Genomic DNA, 16,602 nt, shown 5'->3' with positions numbered 1-16,602 from the left:
ACATTGTAGCTGATGCCAGTCGGCGTCGCGGCTTGCCGCGCCGCCGACATACGGCGTTTGGGCAAGCACAGCGTCGAATTCTGTCATCACCGAACTGCTAACTGACCAGGCCGTGTCCGAATGACAGACTTGACCCCGGGCTGTCAGGCGGCGGCCTTTCGGCGGCGGCGGGCGTTCTTGGGATCGGCGATCAGCGGGCGGTAGATTTCAACGCGGTCGTGCTCTCGCAGCACCGTGTCCAGCGGCTTCTTCTTGGCGTAGATGCCGACCTGCATCGTGGTGAGGTCGATCGCCGGCACCTCGGCCAGCACGCCGCTGGCGGCGATGGCCTGCTCCAGCGTGGTGCCCACAGGGACCCGTAAATCGCGCAGGAACTGCAGCGCGTCGCTGGCGTAGCACACTTGTACGTCGATCAGTTCAGCCGCCATAGACGGTTTCCGCCCGTTTGCAGAAGGAATCGACCATGCTGTTGGCGATCATGCCGAACACCGGCCCGACCAGCTTGTCCAGCAGGGTGCCGGAGAATTCGTAGCGCATGTCGAGCTCGATTTTACAGGCGTCCTCGCGCAGCGCCTTGAACGTCCACACGCCGTCGAGGCACTTGAAAGGACCGTCGACCAGCTTCATTTTGATGGCGGTCGGCGCCGTGTTCTCGTTGGAGGTCGTGAAGCTTTGCTTGACGCCGTGATAGTTGATGCCGATGCTGGCCACCACCACGTTGTCGCGGCGCTCGCGGATCTCGACGCCGCTGCACCACGGCAGAAACTTGGGATAGTCATCGATGTTGGCCACCAGGTCGAACATCTGCTGGGCGCTGTAACCGAGGAAAACTGATTTGTGCACTACTGCCATTGGCTAACCATTTGCTATGATGTTGAATTAGTCGCGTTTTTTGACGCGAAGCAGTAGTTTAACCGACCCGCACGGGTTTTCAGCTGATTTACGAACCCCATGACCATAGCCGATAACAAAAAAGCCTTTTTTGACTACTTCATCGAGGACCGCTACGAAGCGGGCATCGTGCTCGAAGGCTGGGAAGTGAAGGCGATCCGCGACGCCCGCGTGCAGATCAAGGAAGCCTACGTCACCATCCGTGGCGACGAGCTGTTCCTGTTCGGCGCCCACATCAGCGCCCTGCCCACCGCGTCGACCCACATCAGCCCGGAGGCCGTGCGCACCCGCAAGCTGCTGCTGCACCGCCAGGAGATGGACAAGCTGATCAGCAAGGTCGAGCGCTCCGGCTACACCTTGGTGCCGCTCAACCTGCATTACAAGGGCGGCAGGGTCAAATGTGAAATCGGCCTGGCCAAGGGTAAAAAAATGCACGACAAGCGCGCCACCGAGAAAGATCGCGACGGCAAACGCGAAGTGGCGGCCGCGATGAAGACCCACAGCCGCTAAAACCGCCAAAACTGTTGCGCGCTCCGTACACAACCCGGTCCCTAACCGGGTTTTTTATCGCCTTCAGAATTTCTAATCGGAAACATCCATGCTAAACTGGACGCTGGATGATTTTACATTCGCGGCCGCCGCTCACCTTTCGCGGTCCCGGATAACGGTGGACTTTTGACGATGAGGCAACAATGGCGCTGAAAACTGCAATGGCTCTGGCAGCCGGACTGGTCCTGTCAGGATGTGCGGCGCGCTACACGCCCACGCCGCTGGCCGCGAACTTCCCCGTCACCAAGCAGGCCAAGCTGCAAGCGGCCTACCATTGGGGCGTGGTGTCGAACAGCATCGAAAAACGCCTGGTGGCCCAGCTCAAAAAGAGCCCGCCCCGCCCGGTCTTCATCAACGAGCCCGCCGATTCCAACGCCTTCCAGCGCGCGCTGGTCACCCAGCTGACGACCTCGCTGGTGAACGACGGCTATGTCGTCACGCGCACGCCGGCCGGTTCGCTCAAGATCGATCTGGACATCCAGGCCGTCACCTTCGCCGCCCACCGTCCGCAATACCGTCCCATCGGCGAGCGCACCGCCCTGCCCGGCGGCGTGTCGATGGCCGAGCTGTCGCCGGCGCCGATGTCCGACGAGGACGCGATCAACGCCGGCTGGGACCCGTACGACCTCAATAACGCCCAGTTCGCCCCCGGCCAAACGCCGAAGACCGAGATCATCGTCACCCTGTCCGTGTCCGACCAGTACCGCTATCTGGCGCGCACCACGTCGGCCTATTACGTGGCCGATTCCGACCGCGAACTGTACGGCGTCCTCGAGCCGGACGCCGAACTCACCAAATTGACCCGTACCTTCAAAGTACGCGGAGACATGTAATGCTGATGACATCCCTGGCCCGCGCCGCCGCGCTGGCGCTGCCGTTGCTGCTGGCGGCCTGCTCTTCCACCGCCACCAAGGAGGAAGGCAATTATTCGACGATCTCGTCCAACCAGTTCATCGACGCCAACTACAAGGCCGCCGATTCGCTGATGCATCAACTCAGCGGCAAGCTGACCGCCGACAAGCCGCTGATCATGGCAACCATCGTCAACATCGACGCGCTGGAGCAGACCACGACCTTGGGCCGGCTGGTGTCGGAGCAGGTGTCGACCCGCCTGGCGCAGGGCGGCATGCGCATGATCGAGATGAAACTGCGCAACAACGTCTATTTGAAGCGCAATCAGGGCGAATTGATGCTCACCCGCGAAATCGGCGAAGTGGCCACCGCGCACAATGCCCAGGCGATCGTGGTCGGTTCCTATGCGGAAACCAGCGACATGGTGTTCATCAACGTCAAGGTGATCCAGCCGAACTCCAACCTGGTGCTGGCCGGCCAGGACTATGTGCTGGCCAAGGAAGCCATCGTCCGCTCGATGTTGCAGCGGAACTAACTCGCCCCGAGCTTACACCAGGCGCGGCAGCACGTCCGCCGCGGCCGCCTCCACCTTCAGTCCGATCAGGTCGTCCGCGCGGGTCTTGCCCAGGTTGATCGCCGCGATGGGCTTGCCCGCAGCGGCCGCCAGCTTGCAAAAGCGGTAGCCCGAAAATACCATCAGCGACGAACCGACCACCAGCAAGGCGTCGGCGTGCTCCATCATGGCTAGCGCGTTGGCGGTGCGCTCTGCCGGAATATTATCCCCAAAGAAGATCACATCCGGCTGCAGGGTGCCGCCGCAATGTGCGCACACCGGCACATGGAAGTGCTGCAACGCCTGGAGCTCGACCTCGGCGTCGCCGTCGGGCCGCACCTCGGCGTCGACCGCGAACAGGCCGGGATTCGCTTCCAGCAACTCCGTCTGGATCGCGGCGCGTTCGACGACCCGCCGGCAGTCCAGACAGACAACACCGTGGATATTGCCGTGCAGCTCGATCACATTGCGGCTGCCGGCGCGCTGGTGCAGGCCGTCGACGTTTTGCGTGATCAAGCCGTCGATGCGGCCGGCCTCCTCCAGCGCGGCCAGCGCGCGGTGGCCGACGTTGGGCGCGGCCTGCGCCAATGTTGGCCAGCCGACCATGCTGCGCGCCCAGTAACGGCGGCGCACGCTTTCGTCGCGGCGGAAATCCGGGCCCTGGATCGGCGTGCGGCCGCGCCGGACGCCATCCTTGTCGCGGTAGTCGGGGATGCCGGAGTCGGTGCTGAGGCCGGCCCCGGTCAGGACCAGCACGCGCCGGTGCTGGTGTAAAAACGTTTGCAGCTGGTCGATGTGGGCGTTCAGGTTCATGAATGCCATGGTAGCCGAATCCGGGTGGTAGCATGCGGGATGGACAGGTTTTGACCCGGCATCGCCGCTTACCGCTTGTTGCGCATATATATTTACTGTTTAGTAGAACCATTTGTCGGCGGAACGGCATCTACGGCAAACAATGGAGGATGGCGGATGCGTCAATCACAGGGCCTGTCGACGGGCTCATTACCGGATGCGAACGAGGCGTGCCTGCTGGGCAGGATAGCGGGCGGGGATCGTGCCGCGTTCGAACAGTTGTACCGAAGTTATTTTTCGCGCCTGTCGCGCTTTATCGGAAGGATGACCCGCAATGCCACACTGATCGAGGAAATTGTCAACGACACCATGTTGGTGGTCTGGCAAAAAGCCGAGACCTTCGACGGCAGTTGCAAACCTTCCACATGGATTTTCGCCATCGCCTACCGCAAGACCCTCAAGGGCTTGCGCGGCAGCGACGATCCGGTGGAGTCCGATGCGTCGCTGTACGAGGATGAAAGCGGCAACCAGCCGGAGCAGACGATCACCCGCCTGCAACTGCAGAACACGGTCGCCGAGGCGTTGGATCAGTTGCCCGCCGCACAGCGCGCGGTGATGGTGCTAACCTATTATCATGAGATGGCCTACAGCGACATCGCTGAAGTGGTCGATTGTCCGGTGAACACGGTCAAAACCCGGATGTTTCACGCGCGGCACAGATTGAAGGATTTGTTGTGGAACGAGAGAGAGAACGGGCGATGAACGGGCGAGTCTTCAGACTGGATGTCCCGGCTCACCAGGCGGTGCAGGAGCTGCTGCCGTGGTATGCGTCATCGCAACTGGAACCGGACGACGCGCACCGCGTGGAAGCGCATCTGCACACGTGCGAGCAATGCCGTCAGGATTTGCAATGGGAGCGCGAGATGCTGGACCAAGGGAGCGCCGACACCGCCCTGCCGCCGGGTGTGGACATGGAGCGTGCGTGGGCGCGGATCTTGCCCGCGCTGGGCCCGGTGGACGAGATTGACGATGCCCCGCTGCGCGCCAACCCGGCGCCGACGGGCAGTGCCACGATCGCGCCAGCCGCCGATGCCAAGCCGCTGGCCGATGCGCCTGCGCCTGCGCCGGTGGTGCCGCGGCGCTGGTGGGCCATGGGCGCGGCCAACCAGCCGATCTGGCTGCGCTGGGCGGTGGCCGCGCAATGGGTGCTGATCATCGGCCTGGTCGCGCTGCTGGCGCGTCCGGACGAGGCCCCGCCCGCGTATCGCGTGCTGGGCAACAGTATCGGCGCCAGTCCGGTCGGCAACCTGGTGGTGATGTTCCAGCCCACCACCACCGAACGCGAACTGCGGCGCATCCTGCAAGCACAAGGCGCGCGCGTGGTCGACGGCCCGACCGTGACCGACGCTTACCTGATCAGCGTGCCGCAAGAAAACCGCGACCGCGCGCTGCAAGCGCTGCGCGCCGATCCTGCCGTCAAATTGGCCGAGGCGCTCGACGACGGCGGCACACCTTGAACGCGCGCGCCATCGTGCTGGCCGCCTTGCTCGCCGCCGTGCTGGCACCGGCGGCGGCGGGCACCGTCCTGGCACGCGCCGGTGAGCCGCAAGCAGCCGCTCCCGCAGCCAGCGCCGCGCCGCCGGCGGGCGACGAACGCATCCTGCCGCCCGCCGACGACGGCGCCCATGATCCGGGCGCCAACCAGCTGCTGGTGATGCTGCGCCTGCCCGCCACGCACTACCGTCCGGACGCCACCTACGGCGGCCGCTACATGGACGACAGCGGCAGCGGCGGACGCCGGCGCCGCGCCGAAGCGCTGGCGCAACAGCACGGCATGACGGTGGTCGAAGGCTGGGCCATGTCGCTGCTCGGCATCGATTGCTACGTGATGCGCTACAAGGACGACGCCGACGCCGGCCTGATCATCGAGCAGCTGTCGCGCGATCCCCAGGTTGAATGGGCGCAACCGGTGGCCAGGTTCGAAGGCATGGCCGAACAGGCGCCCCGCGGAGCTCCCGGCGGCAACGCCGGGCCGCAGGTCGCACCGGCCGCATCGACGAATCCGGTCGTGCCGGTGGCAGGTTTGCCGCCCGGCGCAGGGGCCGGCGCCGCCGACGTGCTGTATCCGGTGCAACCAGCCGCGCGCTACTGGCATGTCTCCGACCTGCACCGCTACACCACCGGCCGCGAAGTCCGGGTCGCGGTGATCGACAGCGGCATCGACGGCAGCCACCCGGATCTGCAGGGGCAACTGGCGGTCAACGCCAACTTCGTCGACAATGGCGAGCCGCCGCCGGAAATCCACGGCACCGCCGTGGCCGGCATCATCGCGGCGCGCAGCGGCAACGGCGGCATCCTCGGCGTGGCGCCCAAGGCCAGATTGATGGGCTTGCGGGCCTGTTGGCAACTGCCCAACCAAAGCACCCGCTGCAACAGCTTCACCTTGAGCAAGGCGCTCAACTACGCGATCCTCAACGGCGCCAAAGTCATCAACCTGAGCCTGTCCGGTCCGCCCGACAGGCTTTTGGACCGTTTACTGGACGTCGCGCTCCAGCGCGGCATCGGCGTGGTCGGGGCGGTGGACGCGCAGGCGAGCGCGCCGACCTTCCCTGCCAGTCATCGCGGCGTGCTGGCCGTGGCCTCGCAGCCGAGCGTAAAGGTATCCGGCAATTTCGCGCCGGTGAGCGCGGCCGCGCTGATGGAGCAGACGGCGGCGGCGGCCGGCCTGGAGCGGCCGCTATTCGCGCCGGGCAACGACGTGCCGACCACCGCGCCGGGCGCGCGCTGGTCCTTCGTCAGCGGCAGCTCGTACGCGGCGGCCCACGTTTCCGGCATGCTGGCGCTGCTGGGTGAGTTGCAACCGGGCGCCACGCCCGCCCAGTTGCGGCGTATGCTGCAACCGCCAGAAGTGTTGAACGCTGTTAATATTGACGCATGCGCCACCATCTCCCATCTTATCGACCATTGCAGCTGCCGCTGCCCAGCCAAACTGACCCAGCGCGGCGCCACCCAGTGACGTTACCCGGCGCGGCCTTCGCCCTCGCCTGCCTCTGCGCGCTGGCGCCGCCGGCGCGCGCGCAGGCGGAGATGGATATCAGCGGCAGCGTGGCGCTGCAGTCGGAGTACCGGTATCGCGGACAGAACCCCGGCAAGGGCAACGCCGTGCCGCAGGTCACGGTCAATATCGACGGCGTGGCGGGATGGTATCTGGGCGGGTTCGCCAGCGCCATGACCATCGGCGACGCCGAAGGCTACAAGCTGCAAGGCTACGCCGGCTATGCGCGACGCCTGCAGTCGGGTGGTAGCTGGGAGGCCGGTTGCAGCCGCATCACCTACACGCAGGCGCACCAGAACGACTTCTCGGAATGCTACGCCGGCTTGAGCTTCGAGCGCGGCAGCACGCGGATCTATTACTCGCCGAAGTACCTGGGCTTTCCGGTGAAGACCGTGTATGCGGAGGTCAGCGCCTTCTACCCGGTGCATCCGCGCTTCAACCTGATCGCCCACGCGGGCGTGCTGCATAACATCAGCGGCGGCTACTGGCCCGGCATTCCGACGTCCTCGCGCATCGACGCGCGCCTTGGCGTCGGCATCCCGTTCGGTAACTGGACGGTGCAGATCGCCCGCGAATATGTGCAGGATGACGGCCGGCGCTATGCACTTTATCCGGTGCACCCGCCCAGATCCTGGAGCCTTGGGCTGACCTACGCGTTTTAAGGCGGCGCTTTCAGGGCTGCACGCGCGCGCGCAATTCCTCGACGGACGCGCGCCATGCCTCGTAATGTTCGCTCTCGGCCCACAGCTCGCGCAGTTCCGATTGGTCGGACAGGATGCGGGCGATGGCCTGCAAGGCCTTCTCCTCCAGATCCGCGCGCCGGCGCGCTTTCGGCTTGCGCGCCTCGACCCATTCGTCCACCGCTGCGCTGTCCTCGCTGGCCGCGCCGCCCTTGCCCTGAAGCCGCGCGAGGACTTCGATGGCCACCAGCGCCTCCGCCGCGAACGGCGCTTCCAGCTCGCCGGCGCCGGTGTCGAGCGCCGTGTTCAGCGTGTCTTCGACCGCGTCCAGATTACTAATCTCCTGCAAATCCTGCGCCCAGTCCTGCGCGTAGTCGTTGCCGAAGGCGTCCACCGCCCATGTACCCATCATCCGCTCCTTATGCTTTGGCGGGTTTGATCAGCGACGCGTCCTTCTGCGTCTTCACCACTTGCATCGCGGTCGCGATCAAGCCGCTCATCTCACCCAAATTGGCCGGGATGATAATCGAATTATTGGTTTTGGCAAGCTGACTGAAAGCGCCGACATACTGCTCCGCCACTTTCAGATTGACCGCGTCCTCGCCACCCGGCTCGCGGATCGCCGCGCCGACCTGGCGCAGCGCCGACGCATTCGCTTCCGCCAGCGCGACGATGGCGGCGGCCTGGCCCTCGGCGCGGTTGATGGCGGCCTGCTTGTCGCCTTCCGAGCGGGCGATCTGCGCTTCGCGTTCGCCGTTGGCGATGTTGATCTGCTCCTGCTTGCGGCCTTCGGAAGCGGCGATCAGTGCGCGCTTTTCACGCTCGGCGGTGATCTGCGCCTGCATCGCGTGCAGGATCTCCTTCGGCGGCGTCAGGTCCTTGATCTCGTAGCGCAGCACCTTCACGCCCCAGTTGGCGGCCGATTCATCGATGGCGTTGACCACCGTGGTGTTGATGTGGTCACGCTCCTCGAAGGTCTTGTCCAGCTCCATGCGGCCGATCACCGAGCGCAAGGTCGTCTGCGCCAGCTGCGTGATGGCGGCGATGTAGTTCGACGAACCGTAGGAGGCGCGCATTGCGTCGGTGATCTGGAAGTACAGGATGCCGTCCACCTGCAACTGCGTGTTGTCCTTGGTGATGCAGACCTGCGGCGGCACGTCCAGCGGGATCTCCTTGAGTACATGCTTGTAGGCGATGCGGTCGACGAACGGGATCACGATGTTGAGGCCCGGCCCCAGCGTCGCGTGATATTTGCCAAGCCGCTCGACCACCCACGCGTGCTGCTGCGGCACCACATTGATGGTCTTGAATACGAACACCAACGCCAGGACAAACAGGACCAGGCTTACGTTACCAAAACTGATATCCATCTAAACTCTCCAGTGAATGAATCTTAGCCGGCCACAATCAGCCGGCTGCCGCGCACTTCGCATATTTTGTATTGGCCCGGCGCGGGGTTGGGACCCGACGCGCTGCGATCGAGCTCCACGTCCCACAAGGCGCCGCGATACATCACGCGCGCCGAACCATCCTGCCATGCCGGCACATTGACCGTCTGGCCGATATCCATATTGACGTTGGGATCGCGCTCGGCGCGCACCTGGCCGCCGGTTCGGCCGAAACGGCTGCGGCGCAGGGCGACGGTGGCGCCCACGCCCACCAGCGCTGCCACCAGCGTCTGCGCGGCCACGCCAAGGCCCAACAGCGCCACCAGCGCGCCGGCGGCAAGGCCGATCGCGATCATCAGCAGATAGAACGTGCCGATGAACAGTTCCACGATGACGGCCGCGCCGGCGGCGACGAGCCAGTAACTCCACTCAGCCATGATGATCTCCTTCTGTGCGTACATCAAAGACGGTTGAAAAATGCAAAAACCCCCGCTTCCCGGAGTGGGACACGAGGGTTTTTGCAGCAGGACAGAATGTATTGATAGAGTATTTTGCAACTAAATTCGACAACTCCAGTCTATACCATTTTCAGCCTGCGTCAAACTTTATTCTTATTTCTGCAGCGCGGCCAGCTTCTGCCACGTGTCGATCACCGAGTCCGGATTCAACGACATCGACTCGATGCCCTGCTCCATCAGCCAGACCGCGAAGTCCGGATGGTCGGAAGGACCCTGGCCGCAAATGCCGATGTATTTGCCCTGCGCGCGGCACGCCTTGATCGCCAGCGACAGCAGCGCTTTGACGGCCGGATCGCGCTCGTCGAAGTCCGCCGCCAGCAGCGCCATGCCCGAGTCGCGGTCCAGGCCCAGGGTCAGCTGGGTCAGATCGTTGGAACCGATCGAGAAGCCGTCGAAGTGCTCCAGGAACTGGTCGGCGAGGATCGCGTTGGACGGCACTTCGCACATCATGATCAGACGCAGTTCGTTTTCGCCGCGAACCAAACCGTTCTTGGCCAGCAGGTTGACGACCTTCTCGGCCTGGCCCAGCGTACGCACGAACGGCACCATGATCTCGACGTTGGTCAGGCCCATGTCGTTACGCACGCGCTTCATCGCCTGGCATTCCATTTCGAACGCGCCGGCGAAGTCCTCGGCCAGGTAACGCGCCGCGCCGCGGAAGCCCAGCATCGGATTTTCCTCGTCCGGCTCGTAGCGCGAACCGCCGATCAGCTTTTTGTACTCGTTCGACTTGAAGTCGGACAGGCGCACGATCACCGGTTTTGGCCAGAACGCGGCGGCGATGGTGGCGATACCCTCGGCCAGCTTGTCGACGTAGAAGGCCTTCGGCGAGGCGTGGCCGCGCGCGACCGACTCCACCGCTTTTTTCAGGTCCGCATCGATGTTCGGGTATTCCAGAATCGCTTTCGGGTGAACGCCGATGTTGTTGTTGATGATGAATTCCAGACGCGCCAGGCCGACGCCGGCGTTCGGCACCGACTGGAAGTCGAACGCCAGCTGCGGATTGCCGACGTTGAGCATGATCTTGGTCGACAGCTTGGGCAGTTCGCCGCGCGCCACTTCGGAAACTTCCGTTTCCAGCAGGCCGTCGTAGATCTTGCCCTCGTCGCCTTCGGCGCAGGACACGGTGACGAAGGTGCCATCTTTCAGGATCTCGGTGGCGTCGCCGCAACCGACGACCGCGGGCACGCCCAGCTCGCGGGCGATGATCGCCGCGTGGCAGGTACGGCCGCCGCGATTGGTGACGATCGCCGAGGCGCGCTTCATGACCGGTTCCCAATTAGGATCGGTCATGTCGGCCACCAGCACGTCGCCCGGCTGCACGCGTTCCATGTCGGCCGGGTCGTGGATCACGCGCACGGGACCGGCGCCGATCTTCTGGCCGATCGCGCGGCCCGAGGTCAGCACGGTGCCGCTCGATTTCAGTTTGAAGCGCTGCTGCACGTCGGTCGCCTTCTGCTGCGATTTAACGGTTTCAGGACGCGCCTGCAGGATATACAGTTTGCCGTCGCGGCCATCCTTGCCCCACTCGATGTCCATCGGACGGCCGTAGTGGTTCTCGATGATGACGGCGTACTTGGCCAGTTCCACCACTTCGGTGTCGTTCAGCGAGTAGCGGTTGCGCATTTCGACAGGAACGTCAACGGTCTTGACCGAGCGGCCAGCCTTGGCTTCGTTGGTGAACTCCATCTTCAGCAGCTTGGAGCCGATGTTGCGGCGGATGACCGGCGATTTGCCTTTTTCCAGCATCGGTTTGTGGACGTAGAATTCATCCGGATTGACCGCGCCCTGCACCACCGTCTCGCCCAGGCCATAGCTGGAGGTGACGAAGACCACGTCCTTGAAGCCGGATTCGGTATCGATGGTGAACATCACGCCGGCCGCGCCCAGGTCGGAACGGACCATGCGCTGCACGCCGGCCGACAAGGCCACTTCGGCGTGGGTGAAGCCTTTGTGGACACGGTACGAAATCGCGCGGTCGTTGTACAGCGAAGCGAAGACGTGCTTCATCGCGTCGAGCACATTGTCGATGCCGACGACGTTGAGGAAGGTCTCCTGCTGGCCGGCGAACGAGGCGTCCGGCAAATCCTCGGCGGTGGCCGACGAACGCACGGCAAACGACATTTCGGTGCTCGAATCGGCCACCAGTTTGTCGTAGAAGGTCTCGATTTCCTGCTGCAGGCGTGGCTGGAACGGGGTTTCGACGATCCATTGACGGATCTCGGCGCCCGCTTGCGCCAGCGAGCGCACGTCGTCGATGTTCAAATCGGCGAGGCGGTCGGCGATGCGCTCGGCCAGCGGCTTGCCGCCGTCGACGCTATGCGACAGGAAGTCACGGAACGCCTGCGCCGTGGTGGCGAAGCCGCCCGGAACACGCACACCGGCTTCCGCCAGTTGGCTGATCATTTCGCCCAGCGAGGCGTTTTTGCCGCCGACGGATTCGACATCCGTCATGCGCAAATTTTCGAACGATGCGACGTAAACCGCTTCGTTATTTTGCTCCTTCAATGCTGCGTTAGACATATTGACACCTTTTGATGATAGAAATCTTGCGGCGGTGCGCAGACGTGTACCTTCCCGGTACAGTGTTTCATTCTTGTTATTCTGGTCGTCGTGCAGCACAATCTTACCTATGGCGTCCATTCTACAGCTTGCGGCCCAAATTGACGATTCACAATCCTGACAGGCTTACATCACATGACACAAGAACAACGTCCTCCCCTGCCGTCGTCCGCCCGCACCGTGTTCTTCGTCTCGGACGGCACCGGCATCACGGCTGAAACTTTTGGTCACTCGGTCCTGACCCAGTTCGAGCTGCGCTTCCGCCAGGTGCGCCTGCCGTTCATCGATACCCTGGACAAGGCGCACGACGCGGCGCGCAAGATCAACGAGGCTTTTGCAACCGACGGTCAACGTCCGATCATTTTTTCGACCCTGGTGCAGACGCAGTTGTCGGACGTGATCCGCGCCTGCAAAGGCATGTATATGGACTTGTTCCAGACTTTTGTTGCCCCGCTGGAACAAGAATTGAATGTCAAATCGACGCACACCATCGGCCGTTCGCATAACATCGTCGACAGCGAAGAATACAAAAACCGCATCGAGGCGATCAACTTCTCGCTGGCGCACGACGACGGCCAATCGCACAAGAACCTGGCCTCGGCCGACGTGATCCTGGTGGGCGTTTCGCGCTCGGGCAAGACGCCAACCAGTTTGTATCTGGCCATGCAGTACGGGATCAAGGCGGCCAACTATCCGCTGATCCCGGACGATTTCGAGCGCGGCAAGCTGCCGTCGTCGTTGTACGACTTCAAGCCGAAGATTTTCGGCCTGACGATCACGCCGGAGCGCCTGGCCGAGATCCGCAACGAACGCCGCGCCGGCAGCAAGTACGCGTCGATCGAGAACTGCCGCTATGAGGTCAACGAGGCGGAAATGATGATGAAGCGCGAAGGCATCCGCTGGCTGTCGTCGACCACCAAGTCGATCGAGGAGATTTCGACCACGATCCTGCAAGAGATCAAACCTAACCGTCGGGAGTACTGACATGATCGGCCGCGCCGCGTTGACCATGCTGTTGGGGACTGTTGTTTTAAACGGGGCCGCGCAGGAGACGCCCTCTTTGGCGAAAGCCTACGCGGGCCGGCTGACGATCGGCGCCGCCATCGAGCCGTCGCAATTGACGTCCACCGAAGCGCCGCTGCTGGCGGCGCACTTCAACAGCATCGTCGCCGAAAACGTCATGAAGCCGGCCGATATCCAGCCCAAGGAAGGCGCATACAATTTCGCGCCCGCCGACAAGCTGGTGGCCTACGCGCAGGGACGCGGCATGGCGATGCGCGGCCACACGCTGCTGTGGCATCTGCGCACGCCAGAATGGATGTGGACCGACAGGGAAGGCAAACCGGCGTCGCGCGATCTGGTGCTGGCGCGTTTGAAGTCGCATATCGACACGGTCGTCGGCCGCTACAAAGGCGCGGTGTACGCCTGGGATGTGGTCAATGAAGTCATCGACGAGAAGCAGCCCAACTGCCTGCGCAAGGACAAATGGTTTGCCGCGACAGGTGACGCGTATATCGAGCAGGCCTTCCGCTACGCCCATGCGGCCGATCCGAAGGCGCGGCTGTATATCAATGACTATTCGACCGAGGAACCGGCCAAGCGCCAGTGCCTGGAACGGATCGTCAAGGGATTGCTCGAACGAGGCGTGCCGGTGCACGGTGTCGGGCATCAGATGCACGTTTCGGTATTCAGCCCGTCAGGGGAATCGATCGATAAATCGCTGACCAGCTTCGCTCAGTTAGGCCTGGAGAACCAGGTCACCGAGCTGGATGTGAGCTTGTACCGGTATCAAGCCAAGTCGCTGTCGGACACCGAGGAAAAACTGCTGCAATTGCAGGGCGAACGCTATGCGGCGCTGATGAAGGTCTTCCTGGCGCATCCCGACCTGCGCGCGGTGACGCTGTGGGGCATCTCCGACAGCCACACCTGGCTCAATCACGGCGAGTACGAAGGCCGCCACGACTCGCCGCTGCTGTTCGACCGCCAGCAAAAGCCCAAGCCGGCGTTCACCGGCATGCTCAACGCCGCGAAATAGCCGTTCTAGAAGAAGTGCTGCCAGTCGGCGAGCCAGGCGGGGAATTCTTCGACCGGCATCGGTTTGGCGATGTAGTAACCTTGGGCGTAGGTGCAGCCCAGCCCTTGCAGGAAGTCCCAGTCCTGCTTGGTTTCGACGCCGACTGCCACCGAGCGCCGGTCCAGGCTGCGCGCCAGGCCGAGGCAGGAGCGCAGCACCGTTCCTATCGCTTGCTTCTTGGAGGCGCCGTCGACGAAGCTGCGGTCGATCTTCAGTTCGGAGAACGGGATGCGCGCCAGCAGCTGCAAATTGCTGCGCCCCGTGCCGTAATCGTCGATGGCAAGGCCGAAGCCTTTCATCCGCAGCCGCAGCAGCCGCTCGAGGAAGTGCGGGTCGGTGGTCAGCACCGACGATTCGGTCATCTCGAAGGTGATGTAGTCGGGCAGGATGCTGTGCCGCGTAAGGCACGCCGCGATCTGCTCCATGAATTGAGGGTGCGCTAGCGTGCTTTGATCGACGTTGATCGAAAACGAGATCGGGATGCCTTGGTCGTGCAGGGTGCGGCAGGCGCCGACCGACTTTTCGATCATGCTCCAGTCAAGAAAGTCGATGCGCCGGTTCTGCTCCAGCGCCGGCATGAACGATGCCGGCCCCAGTACGCCATGCAGCGGATGGCGCCAGCGCGCGAACATTTCCAGGCCCTGGACCTGCCCCGTTTCCAGTTCTATCTTGGGCTGGAAGTGGGGATCGAATTCGCGCGCCTGCAATCCGGCGCCCACTTCGGCGAACGACATCGGATGCACCTTGGCGGTGGCGGCGTGGGGTTCCGGGCGATGCAAATAGTTGGCTACCAGCGCTTCGAGGCGGCTGCCGATGACCGGCTTGCCGATCGCGCCGAGAACATTGACACCGTAGGCGTCGGCCATGGTCTCGACCGAGAACAGCACCGCGTTGGTTTGCGCGCCGACGATGATGATGCCGGCCGTGCTTTTCGCCTCACCCAGCCGGCGTATGAGCTCCAGCGCGTCCATGCCCGGCAGCGCCAGGTCGAGGATGGCGATATCAACCGGAGGCGTGATGCCGGCGCTGAAATGGCGCAGTGCCGTGTAGCCGTCGGGCGCCTGCGTGATCCGGCCCACGCCCAGGTGAACCAGGATATCGGCCAGCGCGTGTCGTTGTACTTGATCCCCTTCCGCTACAAGAAAGTGCAACTGCGCGATATCCATGACGGCTCCGATCAAACGTTCTACAGTTGATTCTGCCTGACTTGTTCGAAAAAGCATACCGCCGCGCATGCGGCGACGTTCAGCGACTCCACCTGGCCTAAATGCGGGATCACCACCTGGTGCGTCGCCATCGATAGCAGATCGTCCGCCACGCCCTGCCCCTCATGGCCGAACAGCCACGCGACCGGCTGCCGCAGATCGACGTCGTACAGGCGCTGCGTGGCGTAGCCGCTGGTCGCAAGCGACGTCACCTTCGACGTGGACACCAACGAGGCCAGGTCGACGTTCTCGAATATATCGAGCACGAAGTGCGCCCCCATCGCCGCTCGCAGCACTTTCGGCGACCAGCAGAACGCGGTGCCGGCGCTGCAGTAGACTTGTTTGATGCCAGCCGCCGCCGCGCTGCGCAGGATGGAGCCGACGTTGCCGGGGTCTTGCACGTTATCGAGCAGCACCGCCGATACGGCCAGCGGCTCGGTGACGGCGCGCTCCGGCGTCTGCACCGAGAACATCACGCCGACGCCGTGTTCTACCTGGCTGACGGCGTTGTACAACGCATCGGGCAGCGCCAGCACGTGCGCGTGCTTCGCCTCGAGCTGGCCGACGATGTCCATCACTTCGGGGTTCTGCAAGGCGGTCTCGCTGACGATACACTGCTCCGGCAGGCCGCGCAGCTGCAAATAGGCCTGGCACAAATGCACGCCGTCCAGCAAGGTGCGCCCGGACTTGCGCCGCGCCTGCGAACTGCCGGCCAGCTTGACCAGTTCCTTGTATTGCGCGTTGCCGCGCGAGGTGATGGTCTTCATGCGAAACCTCCGGCGGGCAGCAAGTCCATGGTGTACGCGGTTTGCACCGTTTGCGTCACTTTCACGGTCTCGACGACGACGCCATTGCGCATCGCGTGCAGCTCCAGCACCTCGCGCACCGGCGCGAACGAGCGGCGGTGCACCGGCGAGGCGCCGTGCTCGCGCAGGCGCTCCATGTGCAGCGCCGTGCCGTAGCCCTTGTGCTGGTCGAAGCAGTAATGCGGATACTGCGCGTGCAGCGCAACCAGCGCGGCGTCGCGCGCTGTCTTGGCCAGGATCGACGCCGCCGAAATCGCGTCCACCTTGTCGTCGCCGCCGATGACGGCGATGCTCTGGATTTTCATGACCGGGCAGCGGTTACCGTCGATCAGGGCCAAGGTCGGCACGGTCTTCAGCGCCTCCACCGCGCGCCGCATCGCCAGCATCGACGCCTGCAGGATATTGAGCTTGTCGATTTCCTCTTCCGACGCCTCGGCGATGGCCCAGGCCAGCGCCTGCGCCTTGATCAGCGGCGCGAGCAAATCGCGTTTGGCTTCGGTCAGCTTTTTCGAGTCGCGCAAGCCGACGATGGGCCGCGAGACGTCGAGGATGACGGCGGCGGCGAACACCGGCCCGGCCAGCGGGCCGCGGCCGGCTTCATCGACGCCGCAAATGATCTCGTCGGCCGAATCGGGCAGATCGTCGAACAGACCGGGATGTTGATTTTTCACGTTGAT

At 63.6% G+C, this 16,602-nt stretch carries 19 protein-coding genes; 9 read left to right on the top strand and 10 right to left on the bottom strand.

All coding sequences use genetic code 11. The features are described 5' to 3' along the window. Positions 1–143: 143 nt before the first annotated feature. Both NHH73_14365 and NHH73_14360 read right to left on the bottom strand, forming a co-directional pair. Positions 144–428: an RnfH family protein gene (locus tag NHH73_14365; GenBank protein USX29396.1), complete on the bottom strand. Its 285-nt coding sequence runs from the start codon at positions 426–428 to the stop codon at positions 144–146. Then, positions 418–852, bottom strand: a complete 435-nt coding sequence (locus NHH73_14360) for a type II toxin-antitoxin system RatA family toxin (protein ID USX29395.1) — start codon at positions 850–852, stop codon at positions 418–420. The genes NHH73_14365 and NHH73_14360 overlap by 11 nt, the downstream gene beginning before the upstream one ends. A 99-nt stretch (positions 853–951) precedes the next feature. Between NHH73_14360 and smpB the strand changes: the two genes are divergently transcribed. From smpB to NHH73_14345, 3 genes are all read left to right on the top strand, one after another. Continuing rightward, positions 952–1,401 carry an SsrA-binding protein SmpB gene (gene smpB, locus NHH73_14355; GenBank protein ID USX29394.1) on the top strand — a complete coding sequence of 150 codons (450 nt, stop codon included), beginning with the start codon at positions 952–954 and terminating at the stop codon, positions 1,399–1,401. 200 nt (positions 1,402–1,601) lie between these two features. Further along, positions 1,602–2,273, top strand: coding sequence for a hypothetical protein (locus NHH73_14350; GenBank protein USX29393.1), 672 nt, complete (start codon positions 1,602–1,604; stop codon positions 2,271–2,273). Then, positions 2,273–2,827, top strand: a complete 555-nt coding sequence (locus NHH73_14345; protein ID USX29392.1) for a FlgO family outer membrane protein — start codon at positions 2,273–2,275, stop codon at positions 2,825–2,827. Before NHH73_14350 ends, NHH73_14345 begins: the two co-directional genes overlap by 1 nt. Positions 2,828–2,839: 12 nt before the next feature. Here NHH73_14345 and NHH73_14340 read toward each other — a convergent pair whose 3' ends face one another. Further along, complete coding sequence (locus tag NHH73_14340) at positions 2,840–3,667, bottom strand: NAD-dependent protein deacetylase (protein ID USX29391.1); 828 nt, start codon at positions 3,665–3,667, stop codon at positions 2,840–2,842. Between the two features lie 147 nt (positions 3,668–3,814). On the opposite strand from NHH73_14340, the gene NHH73_14335 reads away from it, so the two are divergent. From NHH73_14335 to NHH73_14320, 4 genes are read left to right on the top strand one after another with little or no spacing between them, the layout of a single operon-like run. Next, complete coding sequence (locus NHH73_14335) at positions 3,815–4,399, top strand: sigma-70 family RNA polymerase sigma factor (protein ID USX29390.1); 585 nt, start codon at positions 3,815–3,817, stop codon at positions 4,397–4,399. Further along, complete coding sequence (locus NHH73_14330; protein ID USX29389.1) at positions 4,396–5,154, top strand: zf-HC2 domain-containing protein; 759 nt, start codon at positions 4,396–4,398, stop codon at positions 5,152–5,154. The genes NHH73_14335 and NHH73_14330 overlap by 4 nt, the downstream gene beginning before the upstream one ends. After that, entirely contained in the window at positions 5,151–6,653 is a 1,503-nt protein-coding gene (locus NHH73_14325) for a S8 family serine peptidase (protein USX29388.1), read from the top strand. The genes NHH73_14330 and NHH73_14325 overlap by 4 nt, the downstream gene beginning before the upstream one ends. Beyond that, a complete protein-coding gene (locus NHH73_14320) occupies positions 6,650–7,354 on the top strand; it encodes a TorF family putative porin (protein USX29387.1) in 705 nt (234 codons plus the stop codon). Before NHH73_14325 ends, NHH73_14320 begins: the two co-directional genes overlap by 4 nt. Before the next feature lie 10 nt (positions 7,355–7,364). Here the strand turns inward: NHH73_14320 and NHH73_14315 are convergent, their stop codons facing one another. The 4 genes from NHH73_14315 to ppsA form a co-directional block, all read right to left on the bottom strand. Continuing rightward, positions 7,365–7,784: a DUF4259 domain-containing protein gene (locus NHH73_14315; protein ID USX29386.1), complete on the bottom strand. Its 420-nt coding sequence runs from the start codon at positions 7,782–7,784 to the stop codon at positions 7,365–7,367. A gap of 7 nt (positions 7,785–7,791) precedes the next feature. Continuing rightward, positions 7,792–8,742: a paraslipin gene (locus tag NHH73_14310; GenBank protein ID USX29385.1), complete on the bottom strand. Its 951-nt coding sequence runs from the start codon at positions 8,740–8,742 to the stop codon at positions 7,792–7,794. A gap of 23 nt (positions 8,743–8,765) precedes the next feature. Then, positions 8,766–9,197 carry an NfeD family protein gene (locus NHH73_14305; GenBank protein USX29384.1) on the bottom strand — a complete coding sequence of 144 codons (432 nt, stop codon included), beginning with the start codon at positions 9,195–9,197 and terminating at the stop codon, positions 8,766–8,768. A gap of 174 nt (positions 9,198–9,371) precedes the next feature. Beyond that, positions 9,372–11,801 (bottom strand): phosphoenolpyruvate synthase, encoded by a 2,430-nt coding sequence (ppsA, locus tag NHH73_14300; protein ID USX29383.1) that lies wholly within the window; start codon positions 11,799–11,801, stop codon positions 9,372–9,374. A gap of 174 nt (positions 11,802–11,975) precedes the next feature. Here ppsA and NHH73_14295 point away from each other — a divergent pair, with 174 nt between their 5' ends. Together NHH73_14295 and NHH73_14290 are read left to right on the top strand one after the other, a co-directional pair. Next, complete coding sequence (locus NHH73_14295) at positions 11,976–12,824, top strand: kinase/pyrophosphorylase (protein ID USX29382.1); 849 nt, start codon at positions 11,976–11,978, stop codon at positions 12,822–12,824. A 76-nt stretch (positions 12,825–12,900) separates the two neighbouring features. After that, positions 12,901–13,875, top strand: a complete 975-nt coding sequence (locus tag NHH73_14290; protein ID USX29381.1) for an endo-1,4-beta-xylanase — start codon at positions 12,901–12,903, stop codon at positions 13,873–13,875. Positions 13,876–13,880: 5 nt separating this feature from the next. On the opposite strand, the gene NHH73_14285 is transcribed toward NHH73_14290, so the two are convergent. From NHH73_14285 to rnhB, 3 genes are read right to left on the bottom strand one after another with little or no spacing between them, the layout of a single operon-like run. After that, positions 13,881–15,080: an EAL domain-containing response regulator gene (locus NHH73_14285; GenBank protein USX29380.1), complete on the bottom strand. Its 1,200-nt coding sequence runs from the start codon at positions 15,078–15,080 to the stop codon at positions 13,881–13,883. A gap of 20 nt (positions 15,081–15,100) precedes the next feature. Further along, entirely contained in the window at positions 15,101–15,886 is a 786-nt protein-coding gene (locus NHH73_14280; GenBank protein USX29379.1) for an RNA methyltransferase, read from the bottom strand. Then, positions 15,883–16,596, bottom strand: a complete 714-nt coding sequence (gene rnhB / locus NHH73_14275; protein ID USX29378.1) for a ribonuclease HII — start codon at positions 16,594–16,596, stop codon at positions 15,883–15,885. The genes NHH73_14280 and rnhB overlap by 4 nt, the downstream gene beginning before the upstream one ends. Positions 16,597–16,602 lie beyond the last annotated feature (6 nt).

The organism is Oxalobacteraceae bacterium OTU3CINTB1, from assembly GCA_024123955.1.
GTDB lineage: Bacteria > Pseudomonadota > Gammaproteobacteria > Burkholderiales > Burkholderiaceae_D > Rugamonas.
Note: the sequence above shows the minus strand (reverse complement) of the source record. Positions and strands in the feature narration are given on the sequence as shown.